Genomic DNA, 16,323 nt, shown 5'->3' on the forward strand with positions numbered 1-16,323 from the left:
CACGGGCCGGGGGCGGCGGCCGGCACCACCACTTCGAAAGGGCCACACCAGGTGACCAGCAACGAGACCGGGGCGACCTACGCCGCCGCGGGTGTCGACATCGAGGCCGGCGACCGTGCCGTCGAGCTGATGAAGCAGTGGGTGAAGAAGACCAACCGTCCCGAGGTGCTGGGCGGCCTGGGCGGCTTCGCCGGACTGTTCGACGCCTCCGCCTTCAAGCGCTACGAGCGCCCGCTGCTGGCCTCCGCCACCGACGGCGTGGGCACCAAGGTCGCCATCGCCCAGGCCATGGACAAGCACGACACCATCGGCCACGACCTGGTCGGCATGGTCGTCGACGACCTGGTGGTCTGCGGCGCCGAGCCGCTGTTCATGACCGACTACATCTGCGTCGGCAAGGTCGTCCCGGAGCGGGTCGCCGCCATCGTCAAGGGCATCGCCGAGGGCTGCACGCTGGCCGGCTGCGCGCTGATCGGCGGCGAGACCGCCGAGCACCCGGGCCTGCTCGGCCCGACGAGTACGACGTGGCGGGCGCCGGCACCGGCGTGGTCGAGGCCGACGCGCTGCTCGGCGCGGACCGGGTCCGGGCCGGCGACGTGGTGATCGCGATGGCCGCGTCCGGCCTGCACTCCAACGGCTACTCGCTGGTCCGGCACGTGCTGCTGAACCAGGCCGGCTGGAAGCTCGACCGCAAGGTCGAGGAGTTCGGCCGCACCCTCGGCGAGGAGCTGCTGGAGCCGACCCGGATCTACTCGCTGGACTGCCTGGCGCTGACCCGCGCCACCGAGATCCACGCCTTCTCGCACGTCACCGGCGGCGGCCTGGCCGCCAACCTGGCCCGCGTCATTCCGGACCACCTGCACGCCCGCCTGGACCGCGGCACCTGGACCCCGCTGCCGGTGTTCCAGACCGTCGCCAAGGTCGGCGCGATGCAGACCCTGGAGATCGAGAAGACCCTCAACATGGGCGTCGGCATGGTCGCCGTCGTCCCGCCGGAGTCGGTCGACGTGGTGCTGTCGGTGCTGGAGGACCGCGGCGTCGAGGCGTGGCTGCTCGGCGACGTGGTCGACCGCGACGCGGAGCACGACGGCGGCGCGGCGCTGTACAACGCCTACGAGGCGTTCTGATCCACGGCACGCCGAAGGGCCCCGCCTCGGCGGGGCCTTTCCCGTGCGCGGCCCGCCGCGTCAGCAGCGGCCCGGCGCACAGCGGCAGGAGGAGCGGAACAGGTACGCCGAAAACCGGCCCGGCGCCCACGGGGAGCGCCCGGACCGGTCCGGTCGAAGAACGTTACGCGCGGCGACGAGCCGGAGGGGTGTCCTCGTCGTCGTCATCGTCGTCGTTGTACATGTCCGCGTACGCCGCGTAGGGGTCGTCCTCGTCGTCGTCCTCGATCGGCTCAGGCTCGATCGCGGTGGACGGAGATACACCCAGCTCGTGAGACAGACGGTTAGCGTCGAACCCGCCGCTGTTGTACTTCAGCTCGCGGGCGACCTTCGTCTGCTTGGCCTTGGCCCGGCCGCGCCCCATGGGTCGACCCCCTCAACGGTGGGGCTCACGGCCCCGAGTCTGACACGTGTTGATGATCAGGTCCGGCCTGCCCGAAGTGGGAAACCGTCCCTTGGAGCATTAACGGTACCTGTTTCCGCCGCCGGACGGTACGTCGCCCGTGTGACGTGGCGCGCACCCAAGCCCCCTCGAACCAGGTCCGCCCAGGTCAGAGGGGAATTTCGGGGCTTTTGCAGGGTGTCCGGCGCGGGGCCGGTTCCGTCGTTCCTGCAGAGATTATCCCCCGAAGGAGGCGCGGTATCGCCCGATCGGGGGACAGACTGAGAATCCGGTTCCACATCGTGATGCGCGGGGCCGGGCGGCGCCGGCCCCGCGCATCACGATCGGTGGCGGTCAGCCCCGGCGGGCGGCCGGCAGCAGGACCGAGCGCAGCGCGCTGATCTCCCGCATGCGCTTCTCGGCGAGCCGGTCGGCGGCGACCGCCGGCGGGATGCCGTCGGCGGCGGCCCGGGTGAAGATCTCCAGCGTGGTGTCGAAGATCTTCGTGGCCTTGTTCTTGGCCCGGTCGAAGTTGAAGCCGTCGATCTCGTCGGCGACCTGGATCACGCCACCGGAGTTCACCAGGTAGTCGGGCGCGTACAGGATGCCGCGGTCGGCGAGGTCCTTCTCCACGCCCGGGTGGGCGAGCTGGTTGTTGGCCGCGCCGCAGACGATCGAGGTGCCGGCCGCGCCGAGCGCCCCCACCGTCTCGTCGGTGAGCGCGCCGCCGAGCGCGCACGGGGCGTACACGTCCAGGTCGGAGGCGAGCAGGGCGGCGGTGTCGGCCACCACCTCGACCTCGGGGTGGGCGGCCCGGACCCGGTTCACGGCGGCCTCGGAGACGTCCGTGATCACCACGGTGGCGCCGTCCGCGACCAGGTGGCCGACCAGGTAGTGGCCGACCTTGCCGACGCCCGCCACGCCGACCCGCTTGCCGCGCAGGGTCGGCTGGCCCCAGCGGGCCTGCGCGGAGGCGCGCATGCCCTGGAAGACGCCGAAGGAGGTGAGGACGGAGGAGTCGCCGGCGCCGCCCTGCTCGGGGGAGCGGCCGGTGACGAACTCGGTCTCGCGGGCGATCACGTCCATGTCCTGGACGTAGGTGCCGACGTCGCAGGCGGTGATGTAGCGGCCGCGCAGGGACTGCACGAAGCGCCCGTAGGCGCGCAGCATCGCCTCGTTCTTGACCTTGTTCGGGTCGCCGATGATCACGGCCTTGCCGCCGCCGAGGTCGAGCCCGGCGAGGGCGTTCTTGTAGCTCATTCCGCGGGAGAGGTTCAGCGCGTCGGTCAGCGCCTCCTCCTCGCTCGCGTACGCGAAGAACCGGGTGCCGCCGAGGGCCGGGCCGAGGGCGGTGGAGTGGATGGCGATGATCGCCTTGAGGCCGGTGGAACGGTCGTGGCAGAGGACGACCTGCTCGTGCCCTTCGCCCTCCTGGCCGGTGCCGAAGACTCGGCCCAGCACGCCTGGTGCGGGGTGCGTGGTGTGTACGTCGGTCACGGTGGTGACTCCAGCAATGAATGGCCCGCGACGGTGGTGCGGGCGACTGGTCGAAGCCTAGCTCTGGACCTGCCTTCGAATCTGCCCTCGGGCGGCCCCCGGGGGATAACGATCGAAGCCGTCTTCACGACACCCTGACGCGTCCCTGAGGCGCATGCGAACATGCGGAGCGTGACCGTGCCGCACACCTCCGTGCTCCCCCCGTACACCGCCCAGTTGCGGGTCTACGAGCCCCTGGCCGCCTACCCCGAACCGGACCGGGCGCGCTGGCAGGCCTACGCCGCCGCGAACGGCCCCGACGCCGACGGGCCGGGCCGGCCGGTGACCGGCGCCGCGCTCGCCGAGCAGCGCGCCGCACTGGCCGCGCTGGCCGCCCTGACGCCCCGTCCGCTGCCCGACCAGGAGGACGGGCAGGCCTACGTGCGGGTCGCGGACGGCGTCACCTACGTCTGTCCGTGGACGACCCGGCTGCGCGCCTGGCTGGCCCTGCAGGAGCTGCGCCGGACGCTGCCCGCGCACCTGGTCGACACCGTGCTGCCGCCCGCCCTGCGGGCCGCCGCCGAGGCCGACCGCGCGCAGTGGCAGCAGGACCACCCCGACGCCCGGCCGTGGATCCTGGCCAGCCGCTGGGAGGTGCCGCTGCACTGGTTCCTGGCGTTCGGCGAGGAGGACCGCCACCACCAGCCGGCCGGCGAGTACGGCTCCGCCGGGGACGGCGAACGGCCGGAGCCGGCCGCGCTGTTCTACCTGACGCCGATGGTGCAGGCCCGCCGCCGGATCGCCCGGGCCTACCGGGCGCTGCGCGAGCGGGCGGCGGGCGCGGCGCTCGCGGAGGGCGCGGAGGAGGTCGGGCGCTGGCTGGAGGAGTTCCATCCGCGCTCCCTGGTGGAGCTGGACTACGGCGGCCTGGTGCAGCTGCTCGGCCCGCGGGCGCTGGCCGAGGAGCGGTCGGTGGGCCAACTCGCCGACGGCCTGGCGGCCTTGCGGGCCGGGGAGGCGACGGCCGCGCTGCGCATGTACGAGGACCTGGCGGCGCGCTGGCGGCGGGTGCTGGCACTCCGGCACGCGTCCTGAGCGTGATCGGCCCGGGGACGGGGGAGGCTCAGGGGGCTGAGGGGTTGTCAGAAAATGCCCCCTGGTCGAAAACCGGTGCGACAGGAGAGGATGGTCCATACCATTGGGACAGTTTTTGGGACCATGGTCCCGGATCGGGTCAATAGCCGAGGAACGTGACACTACTCACCGTTGACGCGAACTCAGACCTATGTGCCAAAATGGGACAACCAGCCCAAGCTCACTCAGGCGTGCCGCACCGTGACCGGACGTCACCACTGTGTGACTGTCCGCTATGGGGTGGTCCATGGCCATCCGTCGCCCTTGAACCCGTGAGGGGTCAATTTTGACGGTTTGGCCGATAGGGCTGGACGGATGGTGTAGTTGTAGACACCAGGACAAGCCGTTCGTCCTATAACCGACTCGGCCCGTCCGTGCCATTTCGGGCATCGCGGGTCAAGGTGCAGAATTTGAAGGATAGAACCGCCCTGGTTCGGTTCTCCCGAGGAGGCCGCTCATGACCGCTCGTACCCCTGACGCCGAGCCCCTGCTGACGCCGGCAGAGGTCGCCACCATGTTCCGCGTGGACCCGAAGACGGTGACCCGCTGGGCCAAGGCCGGCAAGCTCACGTCGATTCGGACCCTCGGCGGCCACCGCCGCTACCGCGAGGCGGAGGTGCGCGCCCTGCTGGCCGGTATTCCGGCCCAGCGCACCGAGGTCTGATTCCCGCACTTCCCCGGACCGCCCCCCGACTCCGCCGGGTCGGGACCGCGTCCGACAGGTCCGAAGGGCCGCCTCCCCGACTCCGCCGGGTCGGGGAGGCGGCCCTTCGGCATGTCCGGACCCGGAATGCGGGATTCCTCGTGGGGCCCGTGGGGGAGGGGGGAATTTCAGGGAATGGCAGTACAATTTTACATATTAAATAAGGGTGCTTTGCCGCGATGCTCCGGAAGTGCTCTCCCGAAAGGGCGTCAGTGACGGTGATCACAGCACCGTTATCTTGTGGCCCGGTCGGGAAATGCGATAGGGCCCGGAACTCGAAGTTCCGGGCCCTGCGCTCCTGCGATCCCGACGGGACTTGAACCCGCGACCTCCACCTTGACAGGGTGGCGAGCTAACCAACTGCTCCACGGGACCAGTGATCTGATCCTTGCCCGCCTGCTCTCGCCTGCGAACAAGACAGATCGTACTGCATCGCGACCCCCCAGGTCGAACCGGCTCCGGACCGGCCTCAGAGGGTCGCCGCGGCGGCCTCCATCGCCTTCAGGATCCGCTTCTCCGACACCGGGCTCGGGGTGCCGAGGCCCTGCGCGAAGAAGCTCACCCGCAGCTCCTCGATCATCCAGCGGACCGCCGCGATCTCCGGCGACGGCTCCCGGCCGGCAGGCACCTTCGCCAGCAGCTCGCCGTACGCCTGCTGCACCGCCTGCACCTTCTGCAGGTTCTGCAGGTCGCGCTGCGGATGGTCGGGCAGCGCCTCCAGGCGGCGGTCCACCGCGATCAGATAGCGCTTCAGATCGCCCAGGCGCTGCCAGCCGGTGCCCGTGACGAAGCCCGGGTGCACCAGCGACGCCAGGTGCAGGCGGACGTCGTTCACCGCGGACAGCAGCACCGGGCTGGAGACGGACTTCAGCCGGTTCGACGCCTTGTGGAAGGCGATCAGCGCCGCCGCCGTCTTCAAGGTGGTGTCCGCCGACAGCTCGTAGAGGTCCGCCCGGACCTTGTCGTACAGCGCCGTGAACGCCTCCGCGTCCCAGGCGACGCCGCCCGCCAGCGTCATCAGCCGGTCGGTGGCGGCCGCCACCACGTCCTCGAACAGGGCCGGGATCGAGCCGTGCGGGTTGTAGGACAGCGCCAGCTTCGCCTGGTTGCCCAGCCGGCCCTGGATCGACTTGGCGGGCGAGTTGATCTGCAGCATCAGCAGCCGGCGGGTGCCCGCCCACATGGCGCGCTGCTGGGCCTCCGGGGTGTCGAACAGCTTGATGCCGACCGTGGCGCCCTCGTCCACCAGCGCCGGGTAGGCGCGCAGCGAGTGGCCGCGGGTGCGCTGCTCGAACGTGCGCTGCAGGACCGGCAGATCGGCCGGCCAGGCGGTCAGGCCGGTCCGCTCGATGCCGCGGCCGGACGCCGCGCTGGACAGCGTCTCGGACAGCTTCGGGCGCAGGCCCTGGCGCAGCTCCTCCAGGTCCTTGGACTCGGCGAGCTTCCGCTTCCCGTCCACCACCCGGAAGGTGACCTTCAGGTGGTCGGGGATCCGCTCCTCGTCCCACGCCTCCGGCGGGATCGGCAGGCCCGACATCCGGTGCAGCACCCGCTCCAGGGTCGGCAGCAGCGGCTCCTGGCGGTCCGTCAGCTCGCGCATCGCCGCCCGGGCGTAGTCCGGGGCGGGCACGAAGTTGCGGCGGACCGCCTTCGGCAGCGAGCGGATCCAGGCCGTCACCAGCTCCTCGCGCAGGCCCGGGATCTGCCAGTCGAAGCCGTCCGCGACCACCTGGTTGAGCACCGCGAGCGGGATGTGCACCGTCACGCCGTCCGCATCGCTGCCCGGCTCGAACTGGTACGTCAGCGGGAAGCGGAGCTTGCCCTGCTGCCAGACGTCCGGGTAGTCGGCCTCGGTGACGCCGTCCGCCGAGTCGTTGATCAGCATCGACTTCTCGAAGTTGAGCAGGTCGGGCTGGTCGCGGCGGGTCTTCTTCCACCAGGCGTCGAAGTGCCGGGCGGAGACGACGTCCTCCGGCAGGCGGGCGTCGTAGAAGTCGAACAGGGTCTGGTCGTCCACCAGGATGTCGCGGCGGCGGGCCCGGTTCTCCAGCTCCTCGACCTCGTCGAGCAGCTTGCGGTTCTCCGCGAAGAACCGGTGGTGGGTCTCCCAGTCGCCCTCCACCAGGGCGGAGCGGATGAACAGCTCGCGGCACAGCTCGGGTTCGACCCGGCCGTAGTTGACCTTCCGCTGGGCGACGATCGGCAGGCCGTACAGCGTCACCTTCTCGTAGGCCAGCACCGCGCCGGCCTTCTTCTCCCAGTGCGGCTCGCTGTAGGCGCGCTTGATCAGGTGCGGGGCGAGCGGCTCCACCCACTCCGGCTCGATCTTCGCGTTGATCCGGGCCCACAGCCGGGAGGTCTCCACCAGCTCGGCCGACATCACCCAGCGCGGCGGCTTCTTGAACAGCCCCGAACCCGGGAACACCGCGAACCGGGCGCCGCGCGCGCCCGCGTACTCGCGCTTCTCCACGTCGAACAGGCCCAGGTGGGAGAGCAGGCCGGACAGCAGCGCCTGGTGGATCCGGTCGGCGTCCGGCTCGGCGTCGTCGTGCGGCTCGTCGATGGTCACGCCGAGCTGCTTGGCGATGGTGCGCAGCTGGACGTAGACGTCCTGCCACTCCCGTATCCGCAGGTAGTTGAGGAACTCGGACTTGCACATCCGGCGGAACGCCGAGGAGGACAGCTCCTTCTGCTGCTCCCTGACGTACCGCCACATCGCCAGGTAGGAGAGGAAGTCGGAGGTCTCCGAGTGGAAGCGGCGGTGCCGCTCGTCGGCGGCCTGGCGCTTCTCGGCCGGGCGTTCGCGCGGGTCCTGGATGGACAGCGCGGCGGCGATCACCATCACGTCGCGGACGCAGCCCAGGCGGTCGGCCTCCAGCACCATGCGGGCCATCCGCGGGTCGACCGGGAGCTGGGCGAGCTTGCGGCCCAGCGGGGTCAGCCGCTTGCGGTGGTCCTTCTCGGCCGGGTCGAGCGCGCCCAGCTCGTGCAGCAGGTTGACGCCGTCCTTGATGTTGCGGGAGTCCGGCGGGTCGAGGAACGGGAACGCCGCGATGTCGCCGAGGCCCGCCGCGGTCATCTGCAGGATGACGGAGGCCAGGTTGGTGCGGAGGATCTCCGCGTCGGTGAACTCGGGGCGGGAGAGGAAGTCCTCCTCCGAGTACAGCCGGATGCAGATGCCGTCCGAGGTACGGCCGCAGCGGCCCTTGCGCTGGTTGGCGCTGGCCTGGCTGATCGCCTCGATCGGCAGCCGCTGGACCTTCGTGCGGTGGCTGTAGCGGGAGATCCGGGCGGTGCCCGGGTCGATCACGTACTTGATGCCGGGGACGGTCAGCGAGGTCTCGGCGACGTTGGTGGCCAGCACCACGCGGCGCTGCGAGGAGCGCTGGAAGACCCGGTGCTGCTCGGCGGAGGACAGCCGGGCGTACAGCGGCAGGACCTCGGTGGACTTCAGCTTCAGCTTCGTCAGTGCGTCCGCGGTGTCGCGGATCTCGCGCTCGCCGGAGAGGAAGACCAGGACGTCGCCCGGGCCCTCGGCCTGGAGCTCCTCCACCGCGTCGCAGATCGCCTGGACCTGGTCGCGGTCGCGGTCCAGCTCCTCCTCGTCGGCGTCGTCGTCGAGGATCGGGCGGTAGCGGACCTCGACCGGGTACGTCCGGCCGGAGACCTCGATGATCGGGGCGTCGTCGAAGTGCTCGGCGAAGCGCTCCGGGTCGATGGTGGCCGAGGTGATGATCACCTTGAGGTCGGGGCGGCGGGGGAGCAACTGCTTGAGGTAGCCGAGCAGGAAGTCGATGTTCAGGCTGCGCTCGTGCGCCTCGTCGATGATCAGGGTGTCGTACTGGTACAGGTCCCGGTCGGTCTGGATCTCGGCCAGCAGGATGCCGTCCGTCATCAGCTTCACCAGGGTGTCCTGGCCGGCCTGGTCGGTGAACCGGACCTTCCAGCCGACGGCCTCGCCGAGCGGGGTGTCCAGCTCCTCGGCGACGCGCTCGGCGACCGTGCGGGCGGCGATCCGGCGGGGCTGGGTGTGGCCGATCAGGCCGCGCACGCCGCGGCCCAGCTCCAGGCAGATCTTCGGGATCTGGGTGGTCTTTCCGGAGCCGGTCTCGCCCGCCACGATCACCACCTGGTGGTCGCGGACGGCGGCCAGGATGTCGTCCTTCTTCTGCGCCACCGGCAGTTCCTGCGGGTAGCGGATCTCGGGAACGGCCGCGCGGCGGCCGGCCACCCGCAATTCGGAACGGTCGAAGTCGGCGGCCAGTTCGGCCAGGATCTTCTGCCGGGCCTCGGCCGACCGGACCTTGCGGGTGCCCTCCAGGCGGCGGCCCAGGCGCTGCGCGTCGCGCAGCATCAGGCCGGGCAGCCGGGCGGCCAGCTCCGCGAGCGTGGGGGCGGGCTGCGGGGCTACGGGAGAACTCACTGCGGGCATCCCTCTAGGTTGCATAAAGGCGGGGCCGGGGCGCACCTCGGTTTTTGTTGCGAGCTTCCAGTGTCACAGGCCCGGCGGGCCGACCGCGAACAGCCGCCCGGGACGGTCAAAGGAAGGTATTGACGGCCACCCGCCCGTTTCGCTCGAACGTCGTACTGACTAGCCTGGGGGGAACGCTTTAACGGGGAACAGGGGGAGTTCTGATGGGTCTTCTGGACGGCGTGGGCCACCTGATCAGCGACGTCGGGCACGTGGTCGGCGACGTGGTCGAGGTCGGCAAGGACATCGTCATGGCGCCCGCCGAGATCGCCCACTGGGCGCTCAGCAAGATGTTCGGGGACGCCGACGCCGAGCTGAACAAGATCGCGCAGGAGCTGGCCGAGATGGCCAAGCAGGTCGAGCAGCTGGGCGGCGAGGTGAACTCGGTCCTGTCGAACATGTCCTGGCACGGTGCGGCGGCCGACGCGTTCACCGCGCACGCGCAGGGCCGGGTGCGGGAGCTGAACGGGGTCGCGGACGAGCTCGGCCAGCTCGGCGACTCGGTGAAGCGCCTCGCCAACGTGCTGTGACCCGGGGCCGGACGGTGAAGAGCGTGCCGTGCCCGGCCGCGGGCGGAGAACGAGGGGACGTCCTTCGATGACGGGGAACCAGTTCGGCTTCCATCCGGACGAACTGCTGAAGATCCAGCGCGACTTCGAGCAGATCAACCAGCGCATGGAGGAGATGACCAAGCAGGTCGGGCACATCAGGGCGACGGTCGCCAAGGCCGCCGCCACCGATGTGTTCTCCGGCTCGATCCTCGGGGTCCTCGGGGCCGGCGCGGTGCTGGCGGAGGTCCACCGGGACGTCGCCGACATCAGCCACCGGGCCGAGGCGCTGATGAAGACCAAGGAGAAGCTCACCCAGGAGCTCGGCCAGGACGCGGCGAAGATCAAGCAGGTCATCGCCCGGTACGCGGCGGCCGAGAAGAAGATCGCCGAGGAGCTGAACAAGCCCAAGGGCGAGGGCAAGCCGCAGCCGAAGTCCCCGCACACCGGGATCGACAGCACCGGCGGCGGCAGCGGCAGTGGCGGCGGCAGTGGTTCGGGCGGCGGCGGGAGCCACACGCCGCAGCCGAAGTCCCCGCACACCGGGACGGACAGCACCGGCGGCGGTGGCGGCGACGGCGGCACCGGCACGCCCTCGGGCGGGCCCGGCGGGAAGCACGACGGGCCGAAGCTCAAGGACCACTCGACCGGCGACTGGAAGACCAAGATCATCAACGGCAGTGGCTGGGACTCCTGGTCCGACCACCGCCACAAGCGCAACGGCGAGGGCCTCGGCGTGAAGGCGCGGCCCAAGCTGGAAGGGCTGTCGCCGGAGCGCCGGGCCATGGTCGAGCGCGCCCTGGAGCGCGCCGAGCACAAGCTCGGCTACAGCCAGGGCGCCGTCACCAACGGCTACCGGGTCGACTGCTCCGGCCTGGTGTCCTGCGCCTGGGGCCTGCCCGGCCCCGGCCTGAACACCATCGGCCTGATGCAGCACAACGTGTCGCACCACATCGGCAAGGGCGACCTGCAGCCGGGCGACGCGATGATCTCGAACGACCACACGGTGCTGTTCGCGGGCTGGGCGGACGCCGCCCACACCCGCTACATCGGCATCGAGGACAGCGGCGACGCGGGCATGGTCTCCCGGGAGATCCCCTACCCGTACTTCCACGGCGGCTCCGCCTACCAGCCGTACCGCCGCAACGGCGTCGACTGACGAACGGTCACGGGGAAGGGCCCGGGCCGGGGTTGAGCACCCCGGCCCGGGCCCTTCGTCCGTTCGTCGGAGCAGTCTTGAAATATTCTTGGGACGACCGGCCAGGGGGGCCGTGGGTCGACAAGGGGGGCGAAACACGATGGCAGGCAACCAGTTCGGCTTCCATCCGGAAGAACTGCTGAAGATCCAGCGCGACTTCGAGCAGATCAACCAGCGCATGGAAGAGATGACCAAGCAGGCCGCGCACATCAAGGAGACGGTCGCCAAGGCCGCCGCAACCGACGTGTTCTCCGGCTCGATCCTGGGGATCGTCGGAGCGGGTGCGGTGCTGGCGCAGGTCCACCGGGACGTCGCCGACATCAGCAGCCGGGCGGACGCGCTGATGAAGACCAAGGAGAAGCTCACCCAGGAGCTCGGCCAGGACGCGGCGAAGATCAAGCAGCTCATCGAGCGGTACGCCGCGGTGGAGAAGCAGATCGCCGACGACCTGAACAAGCCCAAGGGCGAGGACAAGCCGCAGCCCAAGTCGCCGAGCACCGGTATCGACAGCACCGGTGGCGGCAGCGGAAGTGGCGGCGGCAGCGGTTCCGGCGGCGGCAGCGGTTCGGGCGGCGGAGGCAGCCACGCGCCGCAGCCCTCCTCGCCGAACACCGGCGGCAGCGACACCAGCGGCAACGACGGCTCCGGGATCTCCACCCGGCCCGGCGGCCTGCACGACGGCCCGAAGATCAAGGACCGGTCCAGCGGAGACTGGAAGACCACGATGATCAACGGGCGGGGCTGGGACGACTGGTCGCCCACCCACAAGTGGCACCCGCGCAACGGCGGCGGCGTCGGCGTGGTGGACCGGCCGAACCTGGACGGCGTCTCCGACGAGCGCCGGGCGATGGTCGAGCGGGCGATGGAGCGGGTCGAGCGCAAGCTCGGCTACAGCCAGGGCGCCGTCACCAACGGCTACCGGGTCGACTGTTCCGGCTTCGTCTCCGCGGCCTGGGGCCTGTCCACCTCGGGCGGCGGCACCTCGACCGGCCCGCTGATCAGCGAGAGCGCCGGCATCGCGCACCACATCAACAAGAGCGACCTGATGCCCGGCGACGCCCTGGTCATCCACCACGAGGGCGGCGACAACAACCAGCACGTGGTGCTGTTCGGCGGCTGGGCGGACGCCGCGCACACCAAGGCGATCATCCTGGAGGACTCCGGCAGCAACGGCTGCATCTCGCACGAGGTGGCGATGTCGAAGCTGTCCGGCTACACCGCGATCCGCAAGAACGGGATGTGACCCGGCGGGCGGTCCCCCGGCCCGGCCGCCGGGGCCGCCCACCGCCCGGGGATCGCCCACCGCCCGGGGCGGCCTTGACCTCAAGCGCGCTTGAGGTCCTACCGTCGGGACGAGAAAGGTCACCCCGCCCCGGAACGAGAGGCAGTGCACCATGCCCGTCGAGCTCAACCACACCATCGTGGCCGCCAAGGACCGGCAGGCCACCGCCGCCTTCCTGACCGAGCTGCTCGGCCTGCCCGAGGCCGAGGTTCACGAGCCCTTCCTCGCCGTGCAGTTGGGAAACCGGGTGACGCTCGACGTGATGACCGCGCCCGGCCCGATCACCCCGCAGCACTACGCCTTCCTGGTCTCCGAGGACGAGTTCGACGCCGTCCTCGGCCGGATCACCGCCGGCGGACTGCCGCACTGGGCCGACCCGTTCTTCCAGCAGCCCGGCCGGATCAACCACTGGAACGGCGGCCGCGGCGTCTACGTCAAGGACCCGGACGGGCACAGCATCGAGGCGCTCACCAGGCCCTGAGCGCTGCCGCCGGTTCGCTCGGCGACCCGGTTAGGGTGGAGCGATGAGCGAGCAGCAGCGGCCGGACTTCGAAGCGGACCCGGGCAACGTCCACCCGGTGGCCAGGGTGGTTCTCGGAGTGGCCGGGGTGACGCTGATCGGCGTCGGCATCGTGCTGCTGGTGCTGCCCGGGCCCGGCATGCTGCTCCTGCTGGCCGGAATGGTGCTGCTGGCCCGGGCGATCCCCGCGTTCTCCCGCTTCGTCGAACCGGTCCGGCTCAAGGCGATGCAGGGCGCCGAGGCGAGCGTCGCCTCCCGCTGGCGGATCGCCGGCTCGGTGCTGGCCGGCCTCGGACTGATCGGCGCGGGCGTGGTCGCCTTCCTGGTGCCCAGCCTGCCGCTGGCGGGCTGGGCGACCGGGCTCAGCCTGGTGCTGTCCGGCCTGATCCTGTTCGCCCTGCTGATCTGGAGCCACCGCCGGGTGCACGGCGGACGCTGAACCCGCCCCGCTCCGCTCGGAGGTGACGGCCCGTCAACGGGCCAGCCGGAACACGGCGGCGGCCGCCGCGCGCAGCGGCCAGGCGGGCCGGGGGACGTCGAAGGCGGCCCGCAGCGGGGCGTCCAGCAGGGCCGTGGCGAACGCCGGGGCGTGCCGCGCCAGCGGGCCCGGCAACCGGGCCGCGAACAGGCCGGAGACGGCCTCCCAGAGGGCCCGGCCGGCCGGGCTCGGAGCGAACCGGGCGGCCTCGAACTCCCGCATCCAGGCCGCGATCGAATCCAGCCCCGGACCGGGCAGCGCCGGCAGCCCCAGGGCGTCGGCCAGCGCCGCCTGGAAGGCGAACGCGGCGGCCCGCTCGGCCGGCGACACCCCGCCGTTGCGGGCCGTGAACTCCACCGGGCAGACCGTGAAACAGGCCAGCACGTAGCGCATCAACTCGGCTTCCACACCCGGCAGTCGGTGCATCGCGGCGAGCTCGGCGACGATCGCCCGGCCCGGCTCGCTGTCCACCCCGTGCCCGATCAGGGCGAACATCATCGCGCCGGTGGCCTTCGCCCGGGCCTTCGGCGCGGACGCCAGCCTCCCGGTGCCGGCCAGCACCCCGGCGATCTCCGGGACGGCGAAGGTGCGCACGAAACCGAGCGTCAGCCCGACCCGGGCCCGCTGCGGGGCCCGGTGCAGCACCAGCGCGGCGAACGCGTCCCGGGGCGGCTCGACGGTCACGACCGCTCGGCCAACGCCCGCTCCAGCAACGGCGACCGCAGGAACGACGCGACCCGCACCAGGTGCGCACGCTCCTCGGCCGGATCGGTGTCCAGCCCCGGCAGCACCGGCTGCTCCTCGCGCGGCCTCGGCACCGCCCCCGCCGTCAGCCCGTCGACCGCGGAGCGCAGCGCGGCCGCGACCACCAGCGCGTCCCGCTCGCCCGGCGCGAGCGAGGCTCGCTCGGCGAACCGCTCCGCACGGCCGACCGCGGCCGGGTCGATCCACGGACGGAGCGTCAACTGCCCGTCGCGGATCTCCAGTCCGCGCCGGGTGGTGCGCCACTCCAGGTCGCGCAGCGCGGCGCGCTCGCGCCAGGCGGGGGACGGCGGGCCCTCCAGGGCGAGCCGCCGGTCCGCCCGGTACACCAAGTCCCACAGCGGGCGCAGCGCCCGGAAGTCGCTGCGGCGGCGGGTCCAGGCGGCGACCGCCGGGCCGGCGAAGCCGAGGGTGATGCCGACCGCGCCGAGCGCGGCGAACGCCGGGCCGAGCGCCGTGCTCAGCCACTCGGCGCCGCCGAGGCCGAAGTACGCCAGCGCGATCGCGGCCAGCTTGCACACCACGTAGCCGCAGGCGGTGAGCGCCCCGGCGGCCAGCAGCCGGATGCCGCGGCGCAGCCAGCCCGCCGGGAGCCGGGCGGCGTGGCCGAGGCAGACCCGGCCGATGTCGATCAGCGCGTAGGCGAACAGGCCCTGGTACAGCATCAGGAACAGGGCGGTGGCCGCCCGCGGCGCGAAGGTGGTGTCGAAGGTCAGCGGCGTCTCCGGCCGGTACGGGCCGCCCGCCAGGAACAGCGCCGCCAGCACCGGCACCAGCGCGGCGAACACCGCGGTGCGGCGGCGCACCCGCTGCCGCAGCCGGTCGTCCAGCGGCGCCCACCGCTCGGCGCCGACCCGCTCCTCCGGCGGCGTCCAGACCAGCGCGAGCACCACCGCGGCCGCGGAGAACCCGACGATGCCCAGGTAGACGAACAGCGTCGCCAGGTTGCCGACACCGGTGACGTGGCCGACCGCCCGGTACACCAGCGGCGAGGCCAGCAGGAACGCGGTGGACGGGGAGGCGATCGCCAGCGCGACCACCAGCAGACCGAAGGACGGGTCGCGCCGCCAGGCCCGCAGCTTCAGCCCCGCGACCACCCAGGCGGCGCTGCCGATACCCAAATAGACCAGGTTGTACGGCAGTTCAGACATGCTGCCCCTTGCGGTGCTCCAGCGCGGGGGCGAGCTGCGAGGTGGTGCCGGCGCCCGGCGCGAGCACCAGGATGCGCATCAGCTCGGCGCCGAGCACCTCCGCCTCCTCCTCGGCGATGTCGTCGTAGTGCGAGCGGCCCAGCACCAGGCGGAGCATCTCCGGGTCGATGGTGGGCAGTTCGACCAGCGAAGGGTCCTCGTCCGCCCGGGCCGGCTCGCTCAGGTGCCCGCACAGCAGGTGCGCCAGCTCGTGGCAGACGATGTGCGCGCGGTGCAGCCCGGAGGTCTCCTGCTCCACGTGGATCACGTCCTCGGCGGGCAGCCGCTCCACGAAACCGGACGGCTCGCCCACCCGCATCCGGCGCGGGGCGATCCGGATCGGCCGGTCCAGGTGCGCGGAGACCGCCCCGCACAGCTCCTCCACGGTGCTCAGCGGCGGCAGACGCAGCTCGCGCGCAACTGCCCGCATCCGGCGGCGGGTCCGACCGAGCCCGCTTCCCACACCCCGCACGTCGACCCCCTCCGGAAGCCGCCAGTGTCCCAGCGGCACCTGCTGGCGCTCCGTCACGTCACCGGGCCGGCCTCGTCCGGCTGGCCGGCGGGCAGGCCGACCGCCCGCCGCAACTGCTCCACAATAGTGAGTGCGGCGTCCTGCATCTCCGGCGGCAGCCCGGCCGCCCGCATGGCGATCCGCTCCACCCGTGCGTCGCGCAGCGCCTCGATCTTGCGCAGGTCGCGTTCGACCGCGCAGGCGGTCTCCGAGTCGGAGAAGTAGTCCAGCGGGACGCCGAAGAACTTGGCGATCCGGACGGCGTTCTCCAGGCTCGGCTTCTGGGTGCCCTTGCGCAGGTTGCCGATGTACGTGCCGCTCAGCCCGGTGCCTTCGGCGATCTCGGAGTCCCGCCAGGGCCGGCCGAGGTCCTTCGGGTAGATCACCGCTATCAGGCGCCGGAAGCGACTGGCGAAGTCCGGTGCTTCGGCGCGGGAGGATTCCGTGGGCATGTGCCGGATCATAGATGGTCCGTACCCCTGGGCGTATCCCTCGATCGCCC

At 71.7% G+C, this 16,323-nt stretch carries 14 protein-coding genes, 1 tRNA gene and 1 pseudogene; 8 read left to right on the forward strand and 8 right to left on the reverse strand.

What is annotated here, in order from left to right; translation table 11 throughout:
* The first annotated feature begins 51 nt into the window (after nt 1-51).
* A pseudogene (purM, locus tag KCH_RS19400) lies at nt 52-1,127 on the forward strand (phosphoribosylformylglycinamidine cyclo-ligase).
* A gap of 163 nt (nt 1,128-1,290) precedes the next feature.
* Here purM and KCH_RS19405 read toward each other — a convergent pair.
* Both KCH_RS19405 and KCH_RS19410 read right to left on the reverse strand, forming a co-directional pair.
* Nucleotides 1,291-1,530, reverse strand: coding sequence for a DUF3073 domain-containing protein (locus KCH_RS19405; RefSeq protein WP_035864640.1), 240 nt, complete (start codon nt 1,528-1,530; stop codon nt 1,291-1,293).
* Nucleotides 1,531-1,902: 372 nt separating this feature from the next.
* Nucleotides 1,903-3,045: a Glu/Leu/Phe/Val dehydrogenase dimerization domain-containing protein gene (locus KCH_RS19410; RefSeq protein WP_035864641.1), complete on the reverse strand. Its 1,143-nt coding sequence runs from the start codon at nt 3,043-3,045 to the stop codon at nt 1,903-1,905.
* A 171-nt stretch (nt 3,046-3,216) separates the two neighbouring features.
* Between KCH_RS19410 and KCH_RS19415 the strand changes: the two genes are divergently transcribed.
* The gene (locus KCH_RS19415; RefSeq protein ID WP_425268782.1) at nt 3,217-4,119 is read left to right on the forward strand and encodes a DUF8083 family protein; all 903 of its coding nucleotides are present in this window, start codon (nt 3,217-3,219) and stop codon (nt 4,117-4,119) included.
* Nucleotides 4,120-4,615: 496 nt separating this feature from the next.
* Nucleotides 4,616-4,822, forward strand: a complete 207-nt coding sequence (gene bldC / locus KCH_RS19420) for a developmental transcriptional regulator BldC (protein WP_030459248.1) — start codon at nt 4,616-4,618, stop codon at nt 4,820-4,822.
* A 340-nt stretch (nt 4,823-5,162) separates the two neighbouring features.
* On the opposite strand, the gene KCH_RS19425 is transcribed toward bldC, so the two are convergent.
* Nucleotides 5,163-5,236 (reverse strand) — tRNA-Asp (locus tag KCH_RS19425).
* A 94-nt stretch (nt 5,237-5,330) separates the two neighbouring features.
* Nucleotides 5,331-9,293, reverse strand: a complete 3,963-nt coding sequence (hrpA, locus tag KCH_RS19430) for an ATP-dependent RNA helicase HrpA (protein WP_035864644.1) — start codon at nt 9,291-9,293, stop codon at nt 5,331-5,333.
* 203 nt (nt 9,294-9,496) lie between these two features.
* Here hrpA and KCH_RS19435 point away from each other — a divergent pair, with 203 nt between their 5' ends.
* From KCH_RS19435 to KCH_RS19455, 5 genes are all read left to right on the forward strand, one after another.
* A complete protein-coding gene (locus tag KCH_RS19435) occupies nt 9,497-9,862 on the forward strand; it encodes a hypothetical protein (protein WP_035864646.1) in 366 nt (121 codons plus the stop codon).
* Between the two features lie 67 nt (nt 9,863-9,929).
* Complete coding sequence (locus tag KCH_RS37515; protein WP_051653227.1) at nt 9,930-11,039, forward strand: hypothetical protein; 1,110 nt, start codon at nt 9,930-9,932, stop codon at nt 11,037-11,039.
* A 139-nt stretch (nt 11,040-11,178) separates the two neighbouring features.
* Nucleotides 11,179-12,321, forward strand: coding sequence for a spectrin repeat-containing protein (locus KCH_RS37520; RefSeq protein WP_051653228.1), 1,143 nt, complete (start codon nt 11,179-11,181; stop codon nt 12,319-12,321).
* A 151-nt stretch (nt 12,322-12,472) separates the two neighbouring features.
* Nucleotides 12,473-12,841, forward strand: coding sequence for a VOC family protein (locus KCH_RS19450; RefSeq protein ID WP_035864648.1), 369 nt, complete (start codon nt 12,473-12,475; stop codon nt 12,839-12,841).
* 43 nt (nt 12,842-12,884) lie between these two features.
* A complete protein-coding gene (locus KCH_RS19455; RefSeq protein WP_051653229.1) occupies nt 12,885-13,319 on the forward strand; it encodes a PGPGW domain-containing protein in 435 nt (144 codons plus the stop codon).
* Between the two features lie 33 nt (nt 13,320-13,352).
* On the opposite strand, the gene KCH_RS41465 is transcribed toward KCH_RS19455, so the two are convergent.
* From KCH_RS41465 to KCH_RS19475, 4 genes are all read right to left on the reverse strand, one after another.
* Nucleotides 13,353-14,042 (reverse strand): DUF2236 domain-containing protein, encoded by a 690-nt coding sequence (locus KCH_RS41465; protein ID WP_157032110.1) that lies wholly within the window; start codon nt 14,040-14,042, stop codon nt 13,353-13,355.
* Nucleotides 14,039-15,271 (reverse strand): MAB_1171c family putative transporter, encoded by a 1,233-nt coding sequence (locus KCH_RS41470; protein WP_035864651.1) that lies wholly within the window; start codon nt 15,269-15,271, stop codon nt 14,039-14,041. The genes KCH_RS41465 and KCH_RS41470 overlap by 4 nt, the downstream gene beginning before the upstream one ends.
* A complete protein-coding gene (locus KCH_RS19470) occupies nt 15,264-15,740 on the reverse strand; it encodes a hypothetical protein (RefSeq protein WP_035864652.1) in 477 nt (158 codons plus the stop codon). The genes KCH_RS41470 and KCH_RS19470 overlap by 8 nt, the downstream gene beginning before the upstream one ends.
* Before the next feature lie 95 nt (nt 15,741-15,835).
* Nucleotides 15,836-16,273: a helix-turn-helix domain-containing protein gene (locus KCH_RS19475; RefSeq protein WP_063750292.1), complete on the reverse strand. Its 438-nt coding sequence runs from the start codon at nt 16,271-16,273 to the stop codon at nt 15,836-15,838.
* Between the last annotated feature and the right edge of the window lie 50 nt (nt 16,274-16,323).

This window comes from Kitasatospora cheerisanensis KCTC 2395 (assembly GCF_000696185.1).
In the GTDB taxonomy this organism is placed as follows: domain Bacteria; phylum Actinomycetota; class Actinomycetes; order Streptomycetales; family Streptomycetaceae; genus Kitasatospora; species Kitasatospora cheerisanensis.

Coding starts and splice junctions, on each gene's coding strand:
- KCH_RS19405 (WP_035864640.1), bottom strand. CDS start 1,530: ATGGGGCGCGGCCGGGCCAAGGCCAAGCAGACGAAGGTCGCCCGCGAG.
- bldC (WP_030459248.1), top strand. CDS start 4,616: ATGACCGCTCGTACCCCTGACGCCGAGCCCCTGCTGACGCCGGCAGAG.
- hrpA (WP_035864644.1), bottom strand. CDS start 9,293: ATGCCCGCAGTGAGTTCTCCCGTAGCCCCGCAGCCCGCCCCCACGCTC.
- KCH_RS19435 (WP_035864646.1), top strand. CDS start 9,497: ATGGGTCTTCTGGACGGCGTGGGCCACCTGATCAGCGACGTCGGGCAC.
- KCH_RS37515 (WP_051653227.1), top strand. CDS start 9,930: ATGACGGGGAACCAGTTCGGCTTCCATCCGGACGAACTGCTGAAGATC.
- KCH_RS37520 (WP_051653228.1), top strand. CDS start 11,179: ATGGCAGGCAACCAGTTCGGCTTCCATCCGGAAGAACTGCTGAAGATC.
- KCH_RS19450 (WP_035864648.1), top strand. CDS start 12,473: ATGCCCGTCGAGCTCAACCACACCATCGTGGCCGCCAAGGACCGGCAG.
- KCH_RS19455 (WP_051653229.1), top strand. CDS start 12,885: ATGAGCGAGCAGCAGCGGCCGGACTTCGAAGCGGACCCGGGCAACGTC.
- KCH_RS41470 (WP_035864651.1), bottom strand. CDS start 15,271: ATGTCTGAACTGCCGTACAACCTGGTCTATTTGGGTATCGGCAGCGCC.
- KCH_RS19470 (WP_035864652.1), bottom strand. CDS start 15,740: ATGCGGGCAGTTGCGCGCGAGCTGCGTCTGCCGCCGCTGAGCACCGTG.
- KCH_RS19475 (WP_063750292.1), bottom strand. CDS start 16,273: ATGCCCACGGAATCCTCCCGCGCCGAAGCACCGGACTTCGCCAGTCGC.